General features: G+C 61.4%; 13 protein-coding genes and 1 pseudogene. 3 read left to right on the top strand and 11 right to left on the bottom strand.

Annotated features, from left to right (window positions below):
* Positions 1–73 precede the first annotated feature (73 nt).
* The 4 genes from M5B98_RS28385 to M5B98_RS28370 all read right to left on the bottom strand — a co-directional run bounded on the left by M5B98_RS28385 (position 74) and on the right by M5B98_RS28370 (position 5,428).
* Positions 74–1,252: a PepSY-associated TM helix domain-containing protein gene (locus M5B98_RS28385; RefSeq protein ID WP_248744656.1), complete on the bottom strand. Its 1,179-nt coding sequence runs from the start codon at positions 1,250–1,252 to the stop codon at positions 74–76.
* 76 nt (positions 1,253–1,328) lie between these two features.
* Positions 1,329–3,830 carry a TonB-dependent siderophore receptor gene (locus tag M5B98_RS28380; RefSeq protein ID WP_248744655.1) on the bottom strand — a complete coding sequence of 834 codons (2,502 nt, stop codon included), beginning with the start codon at positions 3,828–3,830 and terminating at the stop codon, positions 1,329–1,331.
* Between the two features lie 87 nt (positions 3,831–3,917).
* Complete coding sequence (locus M5B98_RS28375; RefSeq protein ID WP_248744654.1) at positions 3,918–4,928, bottom strand: FecR domain-containing protein; 1,011 nt, start codon at positions 4,926–4,928, stop codon at positions 3,918–3,920.
* Positions 4,928–5,428, bottom strand: a complete 501-nt coding sequence (locus M5B98_RS28370) for a sigma-70 family RNA polymerase sigma factor (RefSeq protein ID WP_248744653.1) — start codon at positions 5,426–5,428, stop codon at positions 4,928–4,930. Before M5B98_RS28370 ends, M5B98_RS28375 begins: the two co-directional genes overlap by 1 nt.
* 311 nt (positions 5,429–5,739) lie before the next feature.
* Between M5B98_RS28370 and M5B98_RS28365 the strand changes: the two genes are divergently transcribed.
* Positions 5,740–7,620 (top strand): methyl-accepting chemotaxis protein, encoded by a 1,881-nt coding sequence (locus M5B98_RS28365; RefSeq protein ID WP_085712595.1) that lies wholly within the window; start codon positions 5,740–5,742, stop codon positions 7,618–7,620.
* Positions 7,621–7,679: 59 nt separating this feature from the next.
* Here the strand turns inward: M5B98_RS28365 and M5B98_RS28360 are convergent, their stop codons facing one another.
* The 5 genes from M5B98_RS28360 to M5B98_RS28340 form a co-directional block, all read right to left on the bottom strand.
* Positions 7,680–8,147: an SRPBCC family protein gene (locus M5B98_RS28360; RefSeq protein WP_169428301.1), complete on the bottom strand. Its 468-nt coding sequence runs from the start codon at positions 8,145–8,147 to the stop codon at positions 7,680–7,682.
* Positions 8,148–8,170: 23 nt separating this feature from the next.
* Positions 8,171–11,560 carry an amino acid adenylation domain-containing protein gene (locus tag M5B98_RS28355; protein WP_248744652.1) on the bottom strand — a complete coding sequence of 1,130 codons (3,390 nt, stop codon included), beginning with the start codon at positions 11,558–11,560 and terminating at the stop codon, positions 8,171–8,173.
* Between the two features lie 13 nt (positions 11,561–11,573).
* Complete coding sequence (locus tag M5B98_RS28350; protein ID WP_248744651.1) at positions 11,574–12,503, bottom strand: diiron oxygenase; 930 nt, start codon at positions 12,501–12,503, stop codon at positions 11,574–11,576.
* Positions 12,500–13,273, bottom strand: coding sequence for a DUF3050 domain-containing protein (locus M5B98_RS28345; RefSeq protein ID WP_119428524.1), 774 nt, complete (start codon positions 13,271–13,273; stop codon positions 12,500–12,502). The genes M5B98_RS28350 and M5B98_RS28345 overlap by 4 nt, the downstream gene beginning before the upstream one ends.
* Positions 13,274–14,026: 753 nt before the next feature.
* The gene (locus M5B98_RS28340; RefSeq protein WP_248744650.1) at positions 14,027–14,737 is read right to left on the bottom strand and encodes a GntR family transcriptional regulator; all 711 of its coding nucleotides are present in this window, start codon (positions 14,735–14,737) and stop codon (positions 14,027–14,029) included.
* A gap of 195 nt (positions 14,738–14,932) precedes the next feature.
* Here M5B98_RS28340 and lapG point away from each other — a divergent pair, with 195 nt between their 5' ends.
* Complete coding sequence (gene lapG / locus M5B98_RS28335) at positions 14,933–15,625, top strand: cysteine protease LapG (protein ID WP_248744649.1); 693 nt, start codon at positions 14,933–14,935, stop codon at positions 15,623–15,625.
* Between the two features lie 14 nt (positions 15,626–15,639).
* Positions 15,640–17,583, top strand: coding sequence for a cyclic di-GMP receptor LapD (lapD, locus tag M5B98_RS28330; RefSeq protein WP_085733434.1), 1,944 nt, complete (start codon positions 15,640–15,642; stop codon positions 17,581–17,583).
* A gap of 50 nt (positions 17,584–17,633) precedes the next feature.
* Here the strand turns inward: lapD and M5B98_RS28325 are convergent, their stop codons facing one another.
* A complete protein-coding gene (locus M5B98_RS28325) occupies positions 17,634–17,972 on the bottom strand; it encodes a tryptophan synthase subunit beta (RefSeq protein ID WP_085712603.1) in 339 nt (112 codons plus the stop codon).
* A 148-nt stretch (positions 17,973–18,120) separates the two neighbouring features.
* A pseudogene (locus M5B98_RS28320) lies at positions 18,121–23,977 on the bottom strand (LapA family giant adhesin); the annotation flags it as partial.

Genomic DNA, 23,977 nt, shown 5'->3' with positions numbered 1-23,977 from the left:
GATTAAATTCCGAAACCCCAACTGCGAAAGCAGTTGGGGTTTTGTCATTTCAGAGCCTGCAAAAGCCCCGTCTTCAAACCGTTCTGCGTGCCTTGCTGCTTCGACGAGCCTGCCATTTGCGCCACCAGATGTAGACGCCAGTCCCGGACAACCCCGCAATCAGAACACCCAATACCGCGATCATCACTTGTCCGGTAAAACCTATGATCCGTCCCCCATGTATCGGCAACTGCAACCGATAAAACCGCTCTCCCAACGTCCCTTCTCCTGCGATCTCCTGCCCCAGTAATCGTCCGTCGGTACCGTGGAAAAACAACCAGGATTTGCCGTGGGCCTCGGTGTCATGCTGTCCAAACCCTGCGCCGTAGAAGTTGTACTCAAAGCTGTAATACAACTCACCGATCGCCGCAGTCAGTCCCAGCCTTTTTCCTTCCTGCTGGGCCCTTTCGTAGGCCTGTTGATAACTCAATCGAGTGATCCCCAACTCATCGGCAGGCATTCGACCTCGGGCCTCATATACGCTCGGTTCAATCGGAGAAAACAGCGACACCACCGGTTTGAAGACCTGGCTCGGCAAGTTCATGGCCACGCTGCTGACGGCTATCGGCAGCAATAACAACCATAGCCACAAGCCCCCCGCCCGATGCAGATCGAAGTTGAGCCGATAGGCATGCCCCCCTTTGATTCTCCAGGCCGTAGACCACTTTTTCCAGAACGGTTTACCCCGAGGCAAAGTCAGCAAGAAAGCGATGAAGCAATCGATCACCCAGGCAATGGCCACCAATCCCATCAACAGCAAACCCCAATTCCCGGGCAGCGTCAGGTTGTAGTGAAACTCAAGAATGAAAGGAATGAAGTTCTCTCGCTGAAAACAGCACTCGCCCCAATAGCGCTGGCCTTTTTGCTCACCATTGACCGCGTCGAGATAGAACACCTGATTACGCTCATCGAACGGTTTGCCCGTCGCCGGATCATTACGTGGAACCGCCGCCAGCAAGGCTGTGTGGCCTGCCTCATTCGGATACTCCATGTACCAGACCTGCAGCTTCGGATGTGCAGATTGCACCGCACCGACCAGCTCACCTGGCGGTAGACGCTGCCCCTCGGCCGACGCCGCGTAAAACCCAGGGTTCAGCCACTCATCCAGCTCATGGTTGAACGCCAGAATGCTCCCGGTAATTCCCGCCAGCAGCAGAAACACAGCCGTGGCCAACCCGATATACCGGTGCAGTAAAACCAGAAACGAACGCATGAAAATTTCCCCACGAATACGACAAAGCCAGTCCCTGAAACTCAGGGACTGGCTTTTTTATGCCCAAGACAAAGGCTTAGAACTGGTAGCTGACCGTGGCGGCGACGTTGCGCTCCTCGCCCATGTAGCAGAAGTTCAGACTGGCGCAGGAGGCCACGTAGGATTCGTTGGTTAGGTTGTTCGCATTCAGGCGTACGTCGACACCCTTCAAGCCAACTTTACCCAGGTCATAACCGATCGACGCGTCGAACAACGTGTAGGACGGCACCTTCATGGTGTTCTCTGCATCCGCCCAGCTATAGCCGACGTAACGCACACCACCGCCCACTCGCAAGCCATCAAGCGCCGCACTGTCGAACTTGTAGTCCGCCCATAGCGAAGCCATGTGTCGTGGAGCCTGGGTTGGCGAGTTGCCTTTGTTCTCGATCACGTTTGTCGGGGTGCTCAGGGTGCTGACCATCGACTTCGAGTATTCGATATCGGTGAAAGTGTAACTACCGAGCACTTTCAGATTGTCGGTGAGCTGCATGTGCGCTTCCAGTTCCAGACCCTGGGAGCGGACAGCGCCTACAGCACGATAGAAGTTTTCCTGCGGTAATTTAGTCGCCAGGTTTTCCTGGTCGATCCGGAACAGCGAGGCCGTGAACAGATTGTCGGTGCCAGTTGGCTGGTACTTCAGACCCGCTTCCCACTGCGTGCCATCCGTTGGGGCCAGTGGATTACCGGCGCTGTCGGCATAGGAGTTCGGGTTGAACGACTCCGAGTAGCTGATGTACGGCGCCAGGCCGTTGTCGAACAGGTACAGCGCGCCGACTCGGCCAGTCAGTTTGGTGCGTTTGTCGCTGATTTCTGTGCCGACCGGGCGGCCCGCCTCGGCAATCCGGTTCTCCTCGGACGTCTCTACCCAGTCCTGACGTAGCCCGAGCGAGAAGCGCCATTTGTCCATTTCAATCAGGTCTTGCAGGTAAACCCCGGTCTGCTCCAGACGACGTAGGTAACTGGTCTCACCATACATGTCGATGGCGGCATTGCCGTACACCGGGTTGAACGCATTGATCGGCGCCAGACCACCGCTGGTCCAGTCGACCACGGTTTTGCGTCGCTGGTAATCCGCGCCCATCAGCACCGTGTGCTTGGTCGCGCCGGTGAAGAATTCGGCCTGGAGCATGTTGTCGACGATGAACGCATGCAGTCGTTCGTCACCGCCGGTGTAGTAGCGATTCAGCTCGTTGCTGGTCGGCGACGTCCAGCCATAGGCGTACACCTGATCCATGTTCACTTTGGAGTCGAGGTAACGGAAATTCTGCCGCGCGGTGAAGACGTCGTTGAAGCGATGCTCGAATTGATAACCGAACGACTGCTGATCGCGGGAATAACCATCGACTCCCGGTTCGCCTTCGAAGAAATGCGGCGAGATCCTGTTGCCGTTGCGCTGATGAGTCGTGCCGTCCGCCGGCACGCCACCGTGATAGCCGCCATCCGGGTCATGTTGCAGATAGGCCTGCAGGGTCAGTGAAGTGTCTTCGTTGAAGTCGATGCTGACTGTCGGCGCGAGAGCGAAGCGTTTTTCCTTGTTGTGGTCGAATTGCGTGTCGGACTGATCCGTCAAACCGATCAGACGATAGGCGATGCGCTTGTCGTCATCGACCGGGCCGCTGAAGTCAAAACCGACACCACGCTGGCCCTGAGTGCCAACCGTGGCTTGAACTTGGTGATAGGCCTCGTACAACGGTTTCTTGCTGGTCAACGCCACCAGACCGCCCGGGGAGCTCCGGCCGTAGAGCACCGACGACGGGCCCTTCAGAATATCGACGCGCTCAAGGAAATACGGATCGACCTGCATCGTGCTGTAGGTGCCGCTGTCGCCCATCGACTTGAGGCCGTCGAGGTAGATGTTATCCACCGAGCCGTCGTTGAAACCGCGCATCGCCACGTAGTCGTAACGGTGCGTTGCGCCATAGGGGTTGGTCAGCACACCGGGGGTGTAACGCATGGCCTGGGACACGGTTTGCGAGCCCTGATCGTCCATTTGTTCGCGGGTGACCACCGACACGCTTTGCGACGTTTCCAGCAGCGCGGTACTGGTTTTGGTGGCGATCTGACTGTGCGTCGCGTTGTAGCCGTCCATGCTGCCCAATGCGTTGCCGAGGGCGAAGCCTTTGATATCGGTGGTTGGCAGGGCCAGTGCTTCGGACTCCGCGATGGAGCGCAAGACATAGCTGCTGCCGTCCTGGCTGACCGCCTCCAGACCTGAGCCACCCAGCAGATGGCTCAACGCCTGATCGGTCGAATACTCGCCCTGCACGCCGGGTGATTGTCGGCCTTGAGTTTGCTGCGGGGTCATCGACAAGGTGATGCCGGCCTGGCGCGCAAACTGATTCAGCGCCTCGCCCAATGGCCCGGCGGTGATGTTGTAGCGGTGGCTGCTGACCTCACTGGCGCTCGCCGCGACGCTCAGGTTCGGCAGCAGGCCGACGCCCAGTGCCGTGGAGAACAACGCGGCACGAACGGCGTGGCGCAGAAGGCCCGATTCGGCAGTGAAATTCAGAGGGTTCTTACAGGTAACGCGCGCAGTCATTGTAGGTTTCCGTTGCTAGTCGCGAAGGCTGAGTTGAAGTGCTTACTGACTAAGCCGGACTTGCCATGAAAACCCGCCAGAAAAATCTCAGACGGCTCGTTCCAGCGTTACCCACCAGCGGGTGCGATAGCGCAACTGCACCGGCAGGGTCTGCGGCAGGATCGCCAGCAGCTTGTCGGTGTCATCGAGGCGGAACACGCCGGACAAACGCAGATCCGCGACTTGTGCAGCACAACTCAAGAAGCCTGGACGATAGCGACCAACCTCTTTGAGGAAGTCGCCCAGGCGCATGTTGCGCGTCACGATCAGCCCGTCGATCCAGGCGCCGGCATCCATGTCCAGCGGCGGAGCGGGGCGCGCCTGATGGTGGTCGATCAAATAACTCTGACCGGCAAGCACCTCGGTGGAAGCGCCAGCACTCGTCCGCGGCGAAAGAATTGCGACCCGGCCACTGGTGACGCTCAGGCGCGTGCAATCACCTTCCTGACGCAGGATGAAGCGCGCGTCGAACGGCTCATAGGTGCCATGACGACTTTGCACTCGCAGCGGTCGATCGACCACCGAACCTCCGCCGGCGCCGCAGGTCACGATGATCTCGCCCCGAGTCAGTTTGATCAGCCGCTGTTGCGCGGTGTAATCGAGGTCCACGGCGCTGGCCGTGTTCAGTTCGATCCGCGTGCCGTCAGACAACTGGAATCCACGACGTTCGCCGGTGGCGGTGGCGTAATCGGCGCTCCATTGCTGCCAGGCCGACGTATCTCTGGCGAGCCGTGCGGCGGAGCCCATCAACAACGCACCGGACAACAGCTTCAATGCCTGGCGGCGACCGAGGCCCTGCGCACTGTTTTCCAATGTATTGAATGCCACTTGTGCGCCTGGCACGGCACGCAGGTTGTGGGTCAATTCGTTTTGCAGCGATTGCACCCGTTGCCAGGCCACTTCGTGATCGTGGTGCTCGGCGCGCCACTGTTCGCATTGGTGGTTCAGGCGCGAATTGCCATGATTGTTGCGCAGGCGCAGCAGCCAGTGGATCGCCTGTTTGACCACTTTCTGCTGTGGCTCGGCGCTGCGGGCGATTGACAGGTTATCCACCGGCATCAGCTTTCGTACCGCAGCACGTAGCAGTGATACAGCGCATCGGCGACGTAGCGCTCTACCGAGCGCAAGGACAGGCCCATCTGCACGGCGATCTGCTTGTGAGTCAAACCTTCGCACTGCGCCAGCAGAAATGCCTGACGCACTTTGGGCTTCAGTCCTTCAAGCATGCGGGCAATGCTTTCCAGCAGTTCGATCACCAGCGCTCGGGCTTCGGCACTGGGTGTCTCGGCTTCGGGCAAGTGAGCGATGGTTTCCAGATACGCGCGTTCGATTTCCTCGCGTCGCCAATGGTCGATCACCAGCCCGCGAGCAATGGTGCGCAGAAAAGCGCGGGGCGCCTTGAGTTCGAGGCGTTCGGTGCGTTGCAGCAGGCGCACGAAGGTGTCCTGAGCCAGATCCGCCGCATCGGCGGCATTGCCCAGTCGCGCGCGCAACCAGCTGTTGAGCCAGCCGTGATGACTACTGTAAAGCGCCTGTACTGCAAACTCAGGTGAGGACATGAACGCGACAGCCCGAACGTCACAAATGATAATTAGTCGCATTGTCATCAAGGGTTACAGAATTTGCAACCGACGCTGCAAAACAGTCATCAAAAAATGACAGGCGAACGCTCTGGCACGCCGTTCGGCGGGAAGCTGGCAGAAATGCCGTCCATTTCCTACAAAACGCTAAGTTTTCTCCGAATCGTGCCGACAGACTGGTGAGACATGCGTGCACCAAAGTAGAGCAGCCATCAGAACGCTGCCTGCGCTGTACATGGAATGTTGCATCCGGAACGCATCCCCACTTTTGGCATAAGAAGTCCCATGAAATGAATCTCAAGTTCAGCCATAAAATCCTGTTGGCCGCCTCGGGCGTCGTGGTCCTGGCGTTCGCGCTGTTCACGTTGTACAACGACTATCTGCAGCGAAACACCATTCGCCAGAACCTGCAGTCCTCCGTCCAGCAGGCCGGCGACCTGACCGCCAGCAGTGTGCAGAACTGGATGAGCGGGCGGATTCTGGTGCTGGAAAACCTCGCGCAGAACGTCGCTCATCAGGGCAAGAACGCCGACTTCCCGGGGCTGGTCGATCAACCGGCCTTCACCTCGAACTTCCAGTTCACCTACGTCGGCCAGGCCAACGGCGTGTTCACCCAGCGTCCTGACGCGAAGATGCCGGACGGCTACGACCCGCGTCAGCGTCCCTGGTACAAGCAGGCCGTGGCCGCTGACCAGACCATGCTGACCCCGCCATACATGGCTGCCGTTGGCGGTCTGGTGGTGACCATCGCCATGCCGGTGAAAAAGAACGGCGAGCTGCTCGGTGTGGTGGGCGGTGACCTGAGTCTGGAAACCCTGGTGAAGATCATCAACTCGGTGGACTTCGGTGGCCTGGGCCACGCATTCCTGGTCAGCGGTGACGGTCAGGTGATCGTCAGCCCGGACAAAGACCAGGTGATGAAGAACCTCAAGGACATCTACCCGAACGCCGATGTACGCATCCAGAAGGGCAACCAGAACGTGGTGCTGAACGGCCAGGAACGCATCCTGTCGTTCACCCCGGTCACCGGTCTGCCGAATGCCGAGTGGTACATCGGTCTGTCGATCGATCGCGACAAGGCCTACGCCGCGCTCAGCCAGTTCCGTACCTCGGCACTGATCGCGATGTTCGTCGCAGTGGGTGCGATTGCAGTCTTCCTGAGCCTGTTGATCACCGTGCTGATGCGTCCGTTGATCACCATGGGCCGCGCGATGCAGGACATCGCCCAGGGCGAAGGTGACCTGACCCGTCGTCTGGTGGTGGAAAGCAAGGACGAGTTCGGCGAGCTGGGCAGTTCGTTCAACCAGTTCGTGGAACGTATTCACGCGTCCATTTCCGAAGTGTCTTCCGCGACTCGTCACGTACACGACCTGTCGCAACGGGTGATGGCATCCTCCAACGCCTCGATCATCGGTTCCGACGAGCAAAGCGCACGCACCAACAGCGTGGCGGCCGCGATCAATCAGCTGGGCGCCGCCACTCAGGAAATCGCCCGTAACGCCGCCGACGCTTCGCAACACGCCAGCGGCGCGAGCGAGCAGGCCGATGACGGTCGTCAGGTGGTCGAGCAGACGATTCAGGCGATGACCGAGCTGTCGCAGAAAATCAGCCTGTCGTGCACCCAGATCGAAACCCTGAATGCGAGCACCGACAACATCGGCCACATTCTCGATGTGATCAAAGGTATCTCCCAACAGACCAACCTGCTGGCGCTCAACGCGGCCATCGAAGCGGCCCGTGCCGGTGAAGCCGGTCGCGGATTCGCGGTGGTAGCGGACGAGGTGCGTAACCTCGCTCACCGTACCCAGGAGTCGGCGGAAGAAATCCACAAGATGATCACCTCGCTGCAGGTCGGTTCCCGTGAAGCGGTGACCACCATGAACGCCAGTCAGGCGTCCAGCGAAGAGAGCGTCGAAGTGGCAAACCAGGCCGGTCTGCGTCTGGTCAGCGTGACCCAGCGCATCGGCGAAATCGACGGCATGAACCAGTCGGTGGCAGCGGCGACCGAAGAGCAGACCGCCGTGGTGGAAACTCTCAACGTCGACGTCAACCAGATCAACCTGCTGAACCAGCAGAGCGTGGCCAACCTCAATGAAACGTTGAAGGATTGCGATGCGTTGTCGCAGCAGGCCAACCGTTTGAAACAACTGGTCGACAGCTTCAAGATCTGATCGCTTGCGGTCAAAAAACAGCCCGCTGCGGAGTGATCCGCAGCGGGCTTTTTCATGCCTTACACAAACAGCTTCAGCACATTGCCCATCGCATCATCGGCAAACCCCTGGACGAAATCCTTGAACCCCGGCAGCGCCTCGGGCCCACCACTGGCCGGCTCGGCAATGATCGTCCAGGTCGCCCGCGACTTGCCCGCGCCCAGCGATTCCACATTCATCGCCGCCCACAGATTGGCCACACCCAGGGTGTTGTAGATCGTGGTCCAGGTCATGCTCAGCGCCTGGTCGTCCCGGGAGTTGAGTTGCTCGACCACCACGTTGCCATCCTTGAAGAATTTCTTGCGCAGCGAAGACACGCCTTCGCCGGTCATCTCGATGTGCGACAGGGCCGGAATGAAACGGTCGAAGCCGTCGAATTGGCCGACCACCGCCCACACTTGTCTGGCGTCCACCGGCACTTCCACCGAAGACACGACGTGGCAGCCGTGAGGGTTTTTGATCAGGGTGTCGGGTTGCAGATTGCTCATGATGTTGCTCCTTGGTTGATGAGTCAGATGAAGTTGATTTCTTTCAGGTAGTCGCAGCCGCGACGCAGCAGCGCCGGGGATTTTTCCGGGTAGTGCGCGCCCATCTGTTGCACGCCGGCCTGGGCGTTGGCGTGGCCGATCAGGGAGATGTCGCCGATGTCTTCCTCGAAGCCGTTGAGGTAGAAACCGAGCACGCCGAACAGCGCGTTGTCGGCATCGACCCGGCCCAGTTGCTGTTGCCAGTCGGCGACGCTGACCAGCGCAAACTCGCTGCCGGTTTCGCGGAACGACGCGACGTAGGCATCCCAGCTCAGGGGCTCCGGGTTGTGCAGGTTGAACACCGCCCGTTCGGCCGAGTAACGGCTGGCGTGGAAGGCGATAAAACGGGCGAGAAAGTCCACCGGCATCAGGTCGAAGTTCAGCGCGAAGGCCGGCACCTGGCCGAGCTGGATCGAGCCCTTGAGCATCAGCATCAAACGGTTCTTGTGCGGCTGGCAGACGCCGCTGAGGCTGTTGAAACTGATGTTGCCGGGCCGATACAGATTGACCCGCACCCCACGCTCCCGCGCCCGTTCGAGGATGCGTTCGCCGACCCATTTCGACAGGTTGTAGCCGTTGCGGATGTAGATCGGCGGCGTCGGTGCAGCGGGCAATTCCAGCACCCGGCCCGCGTCGTCGACAGTGCTGGAGGCCGACAGCGTCGAGACGAAATTGAACACCTTCTTGCTGCGGCCTTCGCACAACCTGAGCAGTTCGAAAATCGGCTCGACGTTGTCCGCCGCCAGCGACTCGTAATCGAGGACGTGATTGACGTTCGCCGCGTTGTGCACCAGCGCGCCGAAGTCGCGATCCAGTCGCTCGAAATCGCTAGCGGACAGGCCCAGTTGCGGCTGAGTAATGTCGGCGGAGTAGACCCGCACCCGACTCAGATCCAGATGCTCCAGCCGGTTCTCTCGCAACGATTGGGCAAAGCGTAGCGCCGCCGTTTGCCCACCGCCGTCGCGCACCAGACATGCCACTTCGCTGGCGCCCCATCCCAGCAGCGCCTCGACGATGTGCACGCCGACAAAACTGTTGGCGCCGGTGACGATCACCTTGTGCACATCGCCCATGCGGCTGATCGGCAATGGCTCGATGTCCAGCGGTCGCTCGGCGTCGGCCATGGCCTGGGCGCTGAGCACCGCGCTGTCATCGGTGCCGCGCACCAGCGTGGCGAGCTTGGCGATGGTCGGCAGTTCGATGAAGCGGTTGATCGAGATGCTGCGACCGAATTCCTCCCGCAGACGCAGGAGCATGCGCGACAGCAGAATCGAGTGACCGCCGAGATTGAAGAAGCTTTCATCGGTGGAAATGTCGCTGGTCGGCAGCTCCAGCAACTCGCCCCAGATCTCCAGCAGCAACGCTTCGTCGGCGTTGGCCGGCAGGCATTTCGGGCCGCTGTCCTGCACGCTCACCGGCAGATCCAGCAAGGCTTTGCGGTCAACTTTGCCGTTGGCGGCGAACGGCATGTTCGGCAGTTCCGTCCATGCCACCGGTTGCATGTAGTCGGGCAAAAACTGCTGGGCATGTGCCTTCAGCGCATCGCGGGCGGCGTCCGATTGCGGCTGGGCGAGGAACGCCAGAATCCGCCGCTGACTGTCGATCACCACGGCGATCTGCCGATACAGCTGACTCTCGCGCAGGCACCGTTCGATCTCTTCCGGCTCGACCCGGAAGCCGCGGATCTTCACCTGATTGTCGCGGCGTCCGCACAGCTCGATGCCGTCCTCGCCCCACTTGGCCATGTCGCCGCTGCGGTAGGCGCGCAGACGCTGGCCGTCCGGCAACGCCAGGTCCAGATAGCGCTCGGCGGTCTGCTGCGGATTGTTCAGGTAACCCAGGCACACGCCGGGGCCGACGATGAACAATTCGCCCACCGTTTGCTCCGGCACCGGTTGCAGATCGTCATCGAGAATCAGCACCTGGCTGTTGGCAATCGGCCCGCCGAGGGTGCGATTGCTGTCGCCCGGTTGCAACTGCCGCGCGGTGATCAGCACCGTGGCTTCGGTGGGGCCGTAGAGGTTGTGCAGCTTGCCCTGGCGCGTCAGTTGCTCGATCACGAACGGCTCGCACACGTCACCGCCGGTCATGATCTGCCCGACGCTTTGCAGTTGCTCCAGCGGCAGGATGCTCAACAGCGCCGGCGGCAGGAACGCGTGGGTCAGTTGTCGGCGGCGGATCAACGCCACCAGTTGCAGTGGATCGCGGCGCTGATTGTCGTCGGGCACCACCAGTTCTGCGCCTTCGAGCAGGGTCGGGAAGATGTCGATCAGCGACGAGTCAAAACTCAGCGACGAGAACTGCAGCACTCGACTCTCGGCGTGCAACTGCACGTAATCGGCGTACCACGCCGTGAAATGCGCGAGGTTCGCCTGACTGAGCAGCACACCCTTCGGATGGCCGGTGGTGCCGGAGGTGTAGAGCGCCATGCACGCTGAATCGAGCTCGGGCCGGCGAAGCATCAGCGGTAGCGTCGGATCGATTTCAGTGCGGTCGATGCGGCAGACATCCAGCCCCGGCATCGAATCACTCAGCGGATGTTCGCCATCGTGCAGCAACAACACCGCACCGGCGTTTTCGAGGATGTACTGCTGGCGCTGAAGCGGATGGCTTGGCTCCAGCGGCAGATACACCGCGCCGCTGCCGAGAACCGCCAGAATCGAAGCAAACAGCGCATCGCATTTCGGCAGGCAAATCCCCACCACCCACGGTTGTGGTTGTGTCTCCAGCATCGCCAGCAACCGCTGCTGGATCGCCCGGCTGTGATCATGCAACTGGCGATAGCTGATCGACTGCTCGGCGAGGTGCAGCGCCGGGCGTTCGGCATGCTCGATCAGGCTTTCTTGCAGGCGCTCGATGACCGGAATCTGCGCCTGTTGCAGCAACGCCGGATTGGCCGTGGCATTGAAGCGATGCACATAGGCCAGGCTGTCGAGAAACAGCAGGCTTTCCACCTGCTCGAAGTCCGGCGCGCGGGCCGTCGTCGCATGCTGGAAATACTCGTCATCGCGGGAAAAACGGCTGACCAGCAGTGCCACTTCGTCCACCACCAGTGCGAGTGTTCGCTGGCGCAGGGCCTGACCGTTGCCGGAGGGTTCGTCGGCGATGGGCACGCGGCTCAGCAGTGTCGAGTCGCAGAGGCACAGCAGATCGAGCACCGGCAGTCCGCCGACGCCCGTTGCACCGATGCCCAGCCGCAGGGTCAGATGCGGTGTCGTGCCGTGGTCCTGTGGCGCAAGACTGCCGTCGTCGATCACCAGATCCATCGACGGAGCCGCTTCCGACAGCAATGAATGACCGTGTTGTTCGAGCTCCAGCGCCAGGTCGGTCAAGGCCTGGCTGCGGCCCGTCAGCAAAATGTCGAGACGTCTCATGTCAGCCTCCGTGTCAAACCAGGTAGTCGCGCAGGGCGTGCTGTACGCACGGTGTGTCGAGCAGTGAGCTGCTGTGGAAAAAGCGCACGATGTTGCCCACCAGCGGGTGGTGGCGATTGATCGGGAAGGCCAGCCCGGCCATCTCGTCTTTCAGTGCGCGGCGGGTGGCATCGCTGACCGGCAAGGCATCGATCAGGCGCAGGTCGAAGGACTTCTGGATGTCGTTGGTCAGGTAGTGGCCGATGAACACCGGCAGGATCTGCGCGATGCATTCGCGATCCGCATCGCTCGCGGTGTGCCAGTAGATGCGCACCATCCGCGCCCAGAAGCTCGAGTGCCGGCCCTCGTCGAGCAAGTGGTCGGCCATCAGGCCCTTGATCGACGGCTTGACCGTGTCGTCCCTGGCGAACGCCGCGACATCGCCGGTCACGGTGTTCTCGGCGATGGCCACGCAGATCAGTTCCACGGCGCTGCGCAGGTGTTCCGGGGCCAGTTCGACGGCGGCCGGGATCGCCCGGCTCAGTTCGATTTCATCTGGCAGCTCGATGGGCTCGATGCCGGTCATGGCCACGGTCTGCTGCATGAAATCCATCGCCACCAGCGCGTGGTAATCCTCGTCCACGACGACGGTCATGGCGTCGTAGCGACAGGCGAACGGGAAGGCCACGGCGAAGCGGTTCTTGGCGATGCTGCGGGCGGTCTTGTCGACGATCTCGGTCTCGAAAATCACCACGTCGTTGATGAACTTGTACAGCGTCTGCACCAAGGCAAAATCACGCTGATCCGGACATTCGCGCAGGAAGGTTTCGCTGAGCACCAACGGCTGGCGGCTGAGCGGATAGATCAGCCGCGCATCGTCCTCCAGCACGCGGCGCGGCCGGGTGCGGATGGTGGCGCGGCTTTCCCAGGCGTCGGCGAAGGATTGGTAGTCGGCGGCGTTCATTCGGCCACCTCCGCCAGCGGCTCGCGCATGCTCAGGCGCAGGCCGTCCCAAAGCGCGATGCGGCTTTCCACGGCGGCGATGGCGCTGGCATAGACCTCGGCTTCGCGCTGCGGATCGCCATCGACCAGGCGCTCCAGCAGTTGCTCGGCGGCCGGGCCGTGGTCTTCGGAGTCGACTTCGATGTGTCGCTCCAGGTAGTAACGGAAGGTCGGCGCCTGTTCGACACCGATACCCCAGGCATCGAGCATGCGCTGGAACATGGTCGGGATCACGCTCTCGCGGCCATGCAGGAACGCGGCGGCAACACTGTGCCCCGGTGCATGCAGCGCGGTGTGCAGGGTGTCGCGGACGAACTGCGCGGCGGCCGGGTCGACCTCGACACTTTGCAGCGCGACGTCATAGCTCACGCCCTCCTGTTGCAGCGCGACAAAGCGCTCCACCGCCGAGGTGCTCGCACCGACTTCGCGCATCGCATCCAGGTACAACTCGAAATGACTGTAATGCCCGTGTGACAGCCGATCGTCCGACTCTTCGCCAAGCACGATTTCATTGATCAGTCGTGCGGCATGGGGATCGCGCGGTGGCAGCCACGGCAGTCGGGTGCAGGTCAGTTCCTGTTGCAGCCGTTTGGTCAGCGACATGAAATCCCATACGGCAAATACATGGGATTCCATGAAGCGCCGCAATACCGACAGCGAATCGATTTCGGAGAAGATCGGGTGAACACTGAGTTCGGCTTTCTTTTGGGCGAGTTGTTCTTTAGTTGGCATGATGCGAGCCTCTGGCTTATAGGGATATAGGGACTGCTCAATCAATGGCTAACAACGTTGGATATAGTTTCCAGGCGAGCGATAGCCTCATTCGTTTCGATGAAAGTTGAAGTTGTATCGAGAGGCCTGGTACATCGGAACGTCAGCAAGGGCTGACGTGCAGCGGGCCATGTTGTTGGAGCTTGCCGGCTTTTCGGTTCGGTGCAAAACCCGGCGAAGAAAAACTAATACATCGCAAAACAACTTAACAAGTATATTTTTAATTAATTTAAGTTTGCTGTTTTTCAAGTGCGAGCGAGGCTGATAAAACTTTTAAGTTGAGTTTTATTTGGGCGTAGTTGCTCCTTTCGGCCTTTAAAGGCCAAAATTGAATAACAAGAGTGAATGCCTCACTCAAAGCAACTTTCGAAGTAAGTAATTGAAATGATCTGAGGGGATGAAGTTGGCCTGATACGGCGGCGAATCTTCCTTTTCCCGTGACAAGGCTCCTTCCGTAGGTTCCTGGTGCGGAGACTGCTGCCGGGGCGGCGCGTCCCCGTTCTATTTGGGTTGGCGATTCAAGGGTGCGCGTAAATCGGCGCCGCGGCTATCGTCGAAAATGACTTCCTTGCGGTGCAATTTCCGGGCTGCCCAAAGCAGGGGAGGAGGTTAGAGCGCAGGCGCCGAAGTGCCACGGCAATTGAGTGTGACCGGCATGGGGATTTGTAAGCGGGTTATTCGCCGGGTGAGCGGGAGCTCACCCGGAAGGGGGGATCAGCGGGCTGTCTTGCGGTTTTGTGCGGCGGGGCTGGCAAGGTAACGGGTGATGACCTCGACACCGCGGTTGAGGTGCTGCTCCAGCAACGCCACTGCGAGCGGGGTGTCACGTTGCTGCACGGCCTGCAGCAGAGCGCGGTGATCGTCCTGGGAGATCTTGCCCAGGCCCATGGCCTCGAGGTTGAAGCGCAGGAAGCGTTCCTCTTCATTCAAACCGTCCTCGACCAGCCGCAGCAGACGGCCGTTCGGGGATTTGCTGTAAAGCGTCATGTGGAACAGGCGGTTGAGCCGGCCGATCTCCGTGTAGTCGTGCTCGATTTCCAGTTCTTCGATGTAGCCGGCGGCGCGCTCGTGATCGGTGCTGGTCAGCAGCGGGATCGATTGGCGCAGGGCTTCGGATTCCAGCAGGATGCGCAGTTCGTAGGTTTCGGTCGCGTCACCTTGGATCAGCGGCGCTACCACGGCGCCTTTGTGGGCAACCACGCTCAACAGGCCCTGGGCTTCGAGCTGGCGCAACGCTTCGCGTACCGGCATGCGGCTGACGCCGAACAGGTCCGCGAGGTCTTGCTGGCGCACGGCGGTGCCGCACGGCAGGCGCCCGTCGAGAATCGCCGAGCGCAGGGTTTCTTCGATGACCGAGCGCGCCAGATGCGCGGGAATCGGCCCTTCGACTTTGATGCTGTGGAGTGGCTTGGGCTTCTGGGTCACAACTGCACACCCTGTTGACTGCTGAATTTGGATCCAAAGGACACTAGTGATTGCTCTACAGGTTGTCAAACCGTGTAGAACAACCCTGTCATATCTGAAGTTTAGCGCGCACGCGATGATCTCAGGGTGCCATTGTTTTTTGCTCGGCTAACCTTCACCATCAAACGCCTTTCCTCCTGCCCTGGATGCCTTGCATTGGCGGTACGTTTCGCGATCCCCCGGATTGCGCGCTGGCTTGCCTGCGCGCTGCTGCTGGCCGGCATCATGCTGGGCGGCCTGCATGCCGATTGGGATTTTTCCGCGATCAGCCGCAAGGCCACGGCATTGTACGGACCGCTGGGCGCCGGGCAACAACGGATCGATGCCTGGCAGAATCTGCTGGCCACCCAGAAACAGGTCAGCGAGATGGAAAAGCTCAAGGTGGTGAACCTGTTTTTCAACAAACAGATGCGCTACGTCGAGGACATCGACCTGTGGGGCCAGGTCGATTATTGGGAGACCCCCATCGAAGCCTTGTGGAAAGGCGCCGGCGACTGCGAAGACTACGCGATCGCCAAGTATTTCAGCCTGCGCCACCTCGGCGTGGCCAGTGACAAGTTGCGCATCACCTACGTCAAGGCCCTGCGCCAGAACCGCGCGCACATGGTGTTGACCTACTATTCCAGTCCCGACGCCATGCCGCTGGTGCTCGACAGCCTGATCGACCCGATCAGGCCGGCCTCCGAGCGAACCGATTTGCTGCCGGTCTACTCTTTCAATGCCGAAGGTCTGTACCTGCCGGGGGCCAAGGGCAACAAAAAGGTCGGCGACACCAAACGCCTGTCACGCTGGCAGGATGTGTTGAAGAAAATGCAGGCCGAAGGATTCCCGGTCGAGACGACTAACTAGGAGCACGCGCTCAGATGTCCTTGTTCAAACAGCTGTTGATCGCTATCTGTCTGTTCCTCGTGGTCGCCTTCACCGGCAGCTTCATGGTCAGTCTGGAGAGCTCGCGCACCCAGTACGTCAACCAGTTGCGCTCCCACGCCCAGGACGCCGCCACGGCGCTGGCGCTGTCGCTGACACCGAATATCGACGACCCGGCGATGGTCGAGCTGCTGGTCAGTTCGATCTTCGATAGCGGTTATTACTCGAGCATCCGCGTGGTCGATCTGAAGACCGACCAGACCATCGTCGAGCGCAGCGGCATTCCCGCCGTCACCAACGTGCCGGACTGGTTCGTCAAACTGATCGGCCTGGAACCGGCCGGCGGCGATGCACTGGTCAGCCGTGGCTGGGAACAGGCGGCGCGGGTCGAGGTGGTCAGTCACCCGATGTTCGCCCTGGCCAAACTCTGGCAGAGCGCACTCGGCAGCCTGGGCTGGTTGCTGGTCTGCGGCGCGGTGAGTGCGGTGCTGGGCGCTTTGTTGCTGCGCCGGCAATTGCGGCCGCTGGATTACATGGTCAAGCAGTCCCACGCCATCGCCCGTCGCGAATTCCTCAGCCTGCCGGACCTGCCGCGCACGCCTGAGCTGCGTCGCGTGGTACTGGCCATGAACCAGATGGTCGAGAAGCTCAAGGCGCTGTTCCAGGAGCAGGCCGAGCGCAGTGAAAAACTGCGTACCGAGTCCTACCAGGACAACCTCACCGGGCTGGCCAACCGGCGCTATTTCGAGATGCAACTGAACGCCCGGGTGAGCAACCCGGAGCAGGCCAGTTCCGGCTATCTGTTGCTGCTGCGGGTCAAGGACCTTGCCGGGCTGAACCAGCGTCTCGGCGGTCAGCGCACCGATGAATTGTTGAAAGCGGTCGGCCAGCAACTCTCTCGCGAGTGCGCCAAATACCCGGAAACCCAGAACCTCGTGACCCGTATCCGTGGCGGTGAATTCGCCGTGCTGGCGCCGGGGCTGACCCGCGAAGAGGCGCTGCAACTGGCGCAGAACCTCGACAGCGCCCTGGGCAGCCTGCATGCGACGGGCGCCACCGACGTGCCTGCTGTGGCCTCTATCGGCCTGGCACCGTTCGCCCACGGCGATTCCCCACAAGCGGTACTCAGCCTCGGCGATCAGGCCCTGGCTCAGGCCGAAGGCCAGGGCGAGCAAAACTGGGCGTGCCTCGACCAAAGCCTGGTGGCGGACGTCGGCGACGATCACCACGCCTGGCACCGCCTGCTCGATCAGGCGCTGAATCAGCGGCGTTTCGAGTTGTTCTTCCAGCCGGTAGTCGCAGCGCAGGACACGCAACTGGTGCTGCATTACAAAGTGCTGTCGCGCCTGCTCGACGAACAGGGCCAGACCATTCCCGCCGGGCGCTTCCTGCCGTGGCTGGAGCGCTTTGGCTGGACCGCACGCCTGGACCGGCTGATGCTCGAACGAGTGCTGGAGCAAATGGCCGGCCATGAAGAATCCCTGGCGCTGAACCTGTCTTCGGCGACCCTGGCCGATCCGCAGGCGCTGAACAAAGTCTTCGAGATTCTGCGCTCGCACTCCAATCTAGGGCCGCGACTGACCCTGGAAATCGGCGAGGAGCAACTGCCGGAACAAGCGGTGCTGGAGCAGTTGACCCGACGTTTGCGCGAACTCGGTTTCTCCCTGAGCCTGCAACGCTTCGGCGGGCGCTTCAGCATGATCGGCAACCTGGCGCGGCTGGGGCTGGCGTACCTGAAGATCGATGGCAGCTACATTCGCGCGATTGACCAGGAGAGCGACAAGCGCCTGTTCATCGAGGCGATCCAGCGGGCGGCGCACAGCATCGATCTGCCGCTGATTGCCGAGCGGGTCGAGACGGAAGGGGAACTGTCGGTGATTCGCGAGATGGGCTTGTACGGGGTTCAGGGACAGCTTTTCGGTGAGCCGAAACCCTGGTGATGAATTGCCCGTTCCCACGCACAGCGCGGGAACGGGCAGGACAAAAGAGATCAGATCAACCCGGTCTCTTCATCATCAATCAACTGGCTCAACCCACCCAACGCTTCCCGGGCCTGGGTCCGGTCCATCAGCTTGGCCTGGGCCGCCGGCGGCAGGTCGGTGACGCGGATCACGCCTTTCTGGGTCAGGACCTGAATCAGGTCGTCGAGTACCCGGATCATTTCCAGGTCGCTCTGCTTGAGCTGCTTGAGGCTGTTTTCCACGGCCGCGTTGGCAAACCAGGCCTGGATTTCATGGTGGTCGGCGGGCAGCGTTTCCGTGGCCTCGGCCCAGGCCGCAGCTTCCACGCGAACCAACTGACCCTGTGCATCGCGTTGCACGTAAAACATTGAGCATCCCTCGGAAATGGACCGGCGTCATGCTGTCAGCAGCATAGCCAACTGCACGGGAGTATGCGGTGCGGCGACGCAATCGTCACCGGGAAGAAAGACGCAAACGTGACGGCCGCCCCATTGGGGCGGCCGTTTTGTTCACGCATCAGCTGTTGTTGTGGTCGACCTTGATGGTCGGATCGCTGCCGGCAATCAGGTTGTGAATGTTGGCAGTGGACCAGTTGTTGCCTTCCAGCTTGATCGTCACGTCCGGTGTGGCGGCAGCCGCATCGGCGGAGTTGAACTTGCCCGCCGAACTGACTTGCAGCGACGACACGCCGTCGACCGTGGTGATCTTCAGGAAGTTGTCGATGGTGCTGCCGGACTCGCCCTGCAGCAGGTCGCGCAGGTCGATACGGTCACCTTCGCTGGCGTTGAAGTCCTTGATCACATCGTTGCCGGTGTCGCCTGCTTTCCAGACGAAGGTGTCGGCACCGGAACCGCCGATCAGGATGTCGTTGCCCGGGCCACCGATCAGCGTGTCGTTGCCGGAGCCGCCGAGCAGGATGTCATTGCCCTTGCCGCCGTCGAGCACGTCATTGCCGCCGCCGCCGAACAGGATGTCATTGCCCGCGCCACCCAGCAGCGTGTCGTTGCCGTCATGGGCACCGGACACATCGAACGCCTGATAGTGCTCGGTGATGTACTGGTGCACGTTGCTGGTGGTGACTTTGCTGACATCGACGCCGGTCTGCTGCGCAACGAACGCCTGCATCGCCTGGTAACCCTCGCCGGCAATGCCGTTGAAACTCACCAGATCACCGAACAGGATGTCGTTGCCGTCGCCGCCGTTGACGGTGTCGTTGCCCGGCATCGTCGCTTCGGTGTGGCCGATGATCGAGTTGGCCAGGTCTTTCGGATCGATGTTGGTCTGTGGGTTGTGATCGGTGTCGTACGGTTTCAGGTCGTTGAGGCTGACACCGCTGTTGATCCCGATGGCTTCCACATTGGACAGGTTGCCCAGCAGTGCGAAGGCGCTGTTGGCATTGTCAGTGGTGGCCTGGCTGGTGCTGCTGCCGGAGCCTGCCAGGCTCGACAGCTCGTAGGTGCCGTCGCCCTGGGCGTGGATGGTGCCCACGTTGCTCCAGTTCCAGCTGCCGTTCTTGTACGTCTGCAGCACCACGGCACCCGCCGTGCTGATGGTCAGGTAGTGCGTGCTGTCGATGTAAGTGCTGAAGCTGTCGCCCAGCTTGTAGTTGCTGGTCTTCACCACGTCGTCGAGCTTCACGTTGCCGTACAGCGTCGGGTTGGTCTGCTCGCCGCTCTGGTAGTAGGTCGGCTGGCCGTCGGTGATGAAGTACGTGAGGTTCTTCGCCCCGGTGTTGGCCACGGCTTCGGCGCTCTGGAAGAAGTTGGCCGTAGCCTTGAACACGTCTTCGTAGTTGGTGCCGCCACCGGAGGTCATCGAGTCCAGCACAGCCTTGAGCTTGGTCAGCGCGTTCGGGTCGTTGAGGTTCACCGACACCGACTTGTTGACCTGGGTATCGAAGTCCACCAGGAAGATGTTCACCGTACCCGAGTTGTTACCCATGCTCTGCTTGAGGGTGTTGAACACCGACGTCAGCGAGTCCTTGGCGGCGTTGATCGACGAGGTGCTCATGCTGCCCGAGCTGTCGACCATGAACGCGATGTTGTAGTTGGTGCCCGGCACCACGGTCAGGCCGCCGATGTCGGCGACGATGATGTCGTTGCCGTCGGTGCCGGTGACGGTGTCGTCGGCCGAAGTGGCGACAATCGAGTTGTAGACCGCCGGCACCACGGTGACCGGAATGGTCGCGGTGGTGCTGGCCGAGCCGCCCAGCGCCTCGGTGGAGGTCGAGGTCACGGTCAGGTTGAACTGGCCGTTGTAGTAGGCCGGCGGGGTCACGGTCAGGCTGCCGAGGTTCCAGCCGGTGACGTTGGCGTCGCCGCTGGTGGCGGTCACGGTGAAGCTGTGGCCCGCGCCGTCGCTGAGCACCGAACCGACCGGTGCGCCGCTGATCTTGATGCTCAGGGTTTCCGAGCCGTCGGTGTCGGTCAGCGCGGTGCTGATCGACGACAGTTTCACGGTGGTGCCTTCGGCGCCGGTGTTGAGCTTGTAGCCGTCGTAATAGCCTTCGCCGTTGGTGCCGTGCAGGTCGGAGACGGTCACGCCGGAGTTCACCAGGTCCTGTACGCCGGTGTAGATCGGCACGCCGGCACTGCTCAGGTCGATCGCCGTACCGCCGTTGACCGACAGGTTGACGTCGTAGCTGCCCGGGCCGCTCTGGTTATGGTGGTAGATCTCCAGAGTGTAGTAGCCGCTGGTGGTCGGGGTGAACGAACCGTTGAGGTTGCCGCCCGCGCCCCACGTCGTGGAGGCTACGTTTTTGCCGCCGATGTTCACCAGCAGGCTGTCATCGCCGGTGCCGGTGAAGGTGTAGGTCTTGCCGGCTTCGAGGTAGATCAGGCCGGACGTCTTCGACGCGGTGCCGGCAGCTACGCTGCCGTCGGACTGCACGTTGGTCACGGTGCCGCTGGTGTTCGGTTTGCCTGCGCCGTCGATCACGTTTTTCAGGGTGGTCGAGTTGGCGCCGCTGCCGTCGGTGCCCAGGCCCGACAGGCCGGTCCAGACATCCTTGATCAAGCCAGTGGACTTCACGCTGTTGTCGGCCACCGACAGGGTCGGCGCATCCGCCACCGGCGTGATGTCGATCTTGATGGTGCCGGTGTTGCCCAGCAGTTGACCGTCGGTTGGCTGGAACTTGATCTGTGCGTAGTCCGCCTGGTTGTTGCCCAGACCGGTGCCGCCATAACCGTTCACACCCGATTCATTGGCATCCGGCAGGAAGCGCAGCTTGCCGGCGTCGATGTCGGCCTTGCTGAAGGTCTGGTTGGTGGCGACGTCTTTCCAGGTCGAACCGTCCAGGTACTGCAGTTTGCCTTCGCCCGGCAGCTGGGTGATTTTCACGCCCAGGCTCGAGGCCGGGCTGTCGACGTCGGTGACGCCGAAGGTCGACCAGCCGAGGATCAGCGGGGTGTCTTCGGTACCTGTGACGTTGACCGGTGCGGCGACCGGCGCGTCGTTGACGGCCACCACGTTGACCGTGGTGGTGGCGACGTTGGAGTAGTTGCCGCCATCGGTCACCGTCACGGTGATGATGCGCGGCACGGTGCTCGGATCTTCACTGTTGTTGGTGAAGGTGATGTTCTTGATCTGCTGCATGTAGTCGGCCAGCGTCGCGTTGCCCGACAGGGTCAGCGTGATCGATCCATCCTTGCTGTTGGCATTGATGGTGATGCCGTTGACGCTGTTGCCCAGGTTCAGCGAGTCGCCCGGCTGACGGTTGGTCAGCACGATGGTGGCGCCGGTCAGCATGGTGCTGTCCGGGTCGGTGATGCTGATGTCGGTGTCGGCGATCGACACACCCGCGCCCGGAGTGTTCTCGGTGAAGGTCACCTTGTAGTCGGCCCCGGTGGCGCCGCTGGAGTTGTTGGCGTCGAGGTCGAGGACCGGTGGCGCATCGTTGTCGATGATCGAGGTGCTGACGCTGCCGTTGGTGCTGCTGACCGCCAGGTTTTCGAAGTTGCCGCCGGTGGCCGAGTCGATCTTGACCACGAAGTTCTCGGTGCCCTCGGTGATCTTGTCGTCAATGGTCGCGACGTTGAACTGCGCACTGCTGGCGCCTGCCGGGATCTTCACGGTGTACACGCCGGTGAAGTCCGAACCGTCGGCGGCGGTGCCGCTGTAGACGATTTTCAGGGTCACTTCGGTTTGCGCCGGGTGGGTCAGGCTCACGGTATAGGTTGCGGTCTGGCCTTCGGTCACCGAGGTGCTGCCGGTGATGCTGACGGTGGTGGTGTCGATGGTGTCGGTGACATTGGTCACCGCTGGCGTGTTGCTGGTCACCAGGTTTTCGAAGTTGCCACCGGTGGCGTTGGTGATGGTTGCCTGCACGGTGCCGGCGTCTTTGTAGACGTCGTCAGCCGGTGCCGGAACGGTCACGGTGCCGGTGGTTTTACCGGCCTCGATGGTGATCACCGAGCCGTTGCTCAGGGTCACGGTCACCGGGGTGCCTGCCGCGTTGGTCAGGGTCGCGGTGTAGGTGATCGAGCCACCTTCGGCCACGGTACCGGTCGCAGTCAGCGACAGGTTGGTGGTGTCGATGGTGTCGGTCACGGTGGTGCTGACCGGCGTCTTGTCGGCCACGAGGTTTTCGTAGTTGCCGCCGCTGACGTTGGTGATCGAGTTGGTCAGCGGTGCATGACCATTCAGCACGTCGTTCGGCGCAGTCGTGGTGACGGTGCCGGTGGTCTTGCCGATGTCGATGGTGATGGTCTGGCCATTGGACAGGGTCACGGTCACTGGCGAACCGGTTACCGGTGCGCCGACAGTTGCGGTGTAGACGACGTTGCCGCCCTCGGCCGCGGTTGTGGTCGCGGTCAACTTCACGGTGGTGGTGTCGATGGTGTCGGTGACGTTGGTCACGGCCGGTGTGTTGCTGGTCACCAGGTTTTCGAAGTTGCCACCGGTGGCCGACTTGATCGTGGCCTGAACGGTGCCGGCGTCTTTGTAAACGTCATCGGCTGGCGCAGGAACGGTCACGGTGCCGGTGGTTTTGCCGGCATCGATGGTGATCACGGCGCCGTTGCTCAGAGTCACGGTCACCGGAGTGCCCGCAGCGTTGGTCAACGTTGCGGTGTAGACGATCGAACCACCTTCGGCCACGGTGCCGGTCGCGGTCAGCGACAGGTTGGTGGTGTCGATGGTGTCGGTGACGGTGGTGCTGACCGGAGTCTTGTCGGCCACGAGGTTTTCGTAGTTGCCGCCGCTGACATTGGTGATGGCGTTGGTCAGCGGTGCGTGACCGTTCAACGCATCGTTCGGCGCGGTGGTGGTCACGGTGCCGGTGGTCTTGCCGATGTCGATGGTGATGGTCTGGCCGTTGGACAGGGTCACGGTCACTGGCGAGCCGGTCACTGGCGCGCCGACAGTCGCGGTGTAGACAACATTGCCGCCCTCGGCCGCGGTTGCGGTCGCGGTCAGCTTCACGGTAGTGGTGTCGATGGTGTCAGTGACATTGGTCACGGCTGGTGTGTTGCTGGTCACCAGGTTTTCGAAGTTGCCGCCCGTGGCGTTAGTGATCGTTGCCTGAACAGTGCCGGCGTCCTTGTAGACGTCATCGGCAGGTGCCGGAACAGTCACGGTGCCGGTGGTTTTACCGGCCTCGATGGTGATCACGGCACCGTTGCTCAGGGTCACGGTCACCGGGGTGCCCGCAGCGTTGGTCAGGGTAGCGGTGTAGATGATCGAACCGCCCTCGGCGACCGAATTGGTGGCGCTCAAGGACAGGTTGGTGGTGTCGATGGTGTCGGTGACGGTGGTGCTGACCGGAGTCTTGTCGGCGACCAGATTCTCGTAGTTGCCGCCGCTTACACCGGTGATTGCGTTAGTCAGTGGCGCATGACCATTCAACACGTCGTTCGGCGCGGTGGTGGTGACGGTGCCGGTGGTCTTGCCGACTTCGATGGTGATTTGCTGGCCGTTCGACAGGGTCACGGTCACTGGCGAGCCGGTGACCGGTGCACCCACGGTGGCGGTGTAGGTGACGGTGCCACCCTCGGCCGCGGTTGTGGTCGCGGTCAACTTCACGGTGGTGGTGTCGATGGTGTCGGTGACGCTGGTCACCGCTGGCGTGGTGCTGGTCACCAGGTTTTCGAAGTTGCCGCCGGTGGCCGACTTGATCGTAGCCTGAACGGTGCCGGCGTCCTTGTAGACGTCATCGGCCGGTGCCGGAACGGTCACGGTGCCGGTGGTTTTACCGGCGTCGATGGTGATGACAGCACCGTTCGACAAGGTCACGGTCACTGGCGAGCCAGCGGCGTTGGTCAGGGTCGCGGTGTAGGTGATCTGGCCACCTTCGGCCACGGTGCCGGTCGCGGTCAGCGACAGGTTGGTGGTGTCGATGGTGTCGGTCACGGTGGTGCTGACCGGGGTTTTGTCA

It is taken from the genome of Pseudomonas sp. MWU12-3088, from assembly GCF_023242405.1.
GTDB lineage: Bacteria > Pseudomonadota > Gammaproteobacteria > Pseudomonadales > Pseudomonadaceae > Aquipseudomonas > Aquipseudomonas kribbensis.
Note: the sequence above shows the minus strand (reverse complement) of the source record. Positions and strands in the feature narration are given on the sequence as shown.

Excerpts from the sequence above, each read along its gene's own strand:
- M5B98_RS28350 (WP_248744651.1), bottom strand. The coding sequence starts at position 12,503 with ATGAACGCCGCCGACTACCAATCCTTCGCCGACGCCTGGGAAAGCCGC.
- M5B98_RS28360 (WP_169428301.1), bottom strand. The coding sequence starts at position 8,147 with ATGAGCAATCTGCAACCCGACACCCTGATCAAAAACCCTCACGGCTGC.
- M5B98_RS28370 (WP_248744653.1), bottom strand. The coding sequence starts at position 5,428 with ATGTCCTCACCTGAGTTTGCAGTACAGGCGCTTTACAGTAGTCATCAC.
- M5B98_RS28365 (WP_085712595.1), top strand. The coding sequence starts at position 5,740 with ATGAATCTCAAGTTCAGCCATAAAATCCTGTTGGCCGCCTCGGGCGTC.
- M5B98_RS28380 (WP_248744655.1), bottom strand. The coding sequence starts at position 3,830 with ATGACTGCGCGCGTTACCTGTAAGAACCCTCTGAATTTCACTGCCGAA.
- M5B98_RS28325 (WP_085712603.1), bottom strand. The coding sequence starts at position 17,972 with ATGTTTTACGTGCAACGCGATGCACAGGGTCAGTTGGTTCGCGTGGAA.
- M5B98_RS28385 (WP_248744656.1), bottom strand. The coding sequence starts at position 1,252 with ATGCGTTCGTTTCTGGTTTTACTGCACCGGTATATCGGGTTGGCCACG.
- M5B98_RS28375 (WP_248744654.1), bottom strand. The coding sequence starts at position 4,928 with ATGCCGGTGGATAACCTGTCAATCGCCCGCAGCGCCGAGCCACAGCAG.
- lapD (WP_085733434.1), top strand. The coding sequence starts at position 15,640 with ATGTCCTTGTTCAAACAGCTGTTGATCGCTATCTGTCTGTTCCTCGTG.
- M5B98_RS28345 (WP_119428524.1), bottom strand. The coding sequence starts at position 13,273 with ATGCCAACTAAAGAACAACTCGCCCAAAAGAAAGCCGAACTCAGTGTT.
- M5B98_RS28355 (WP_248744652.1), bottom strand. The coding sequence starts at position 11,560 with ATGAGACGTCTCGACATTTTGCTGACGGGCCGCAGCCAGGCCTTGACC.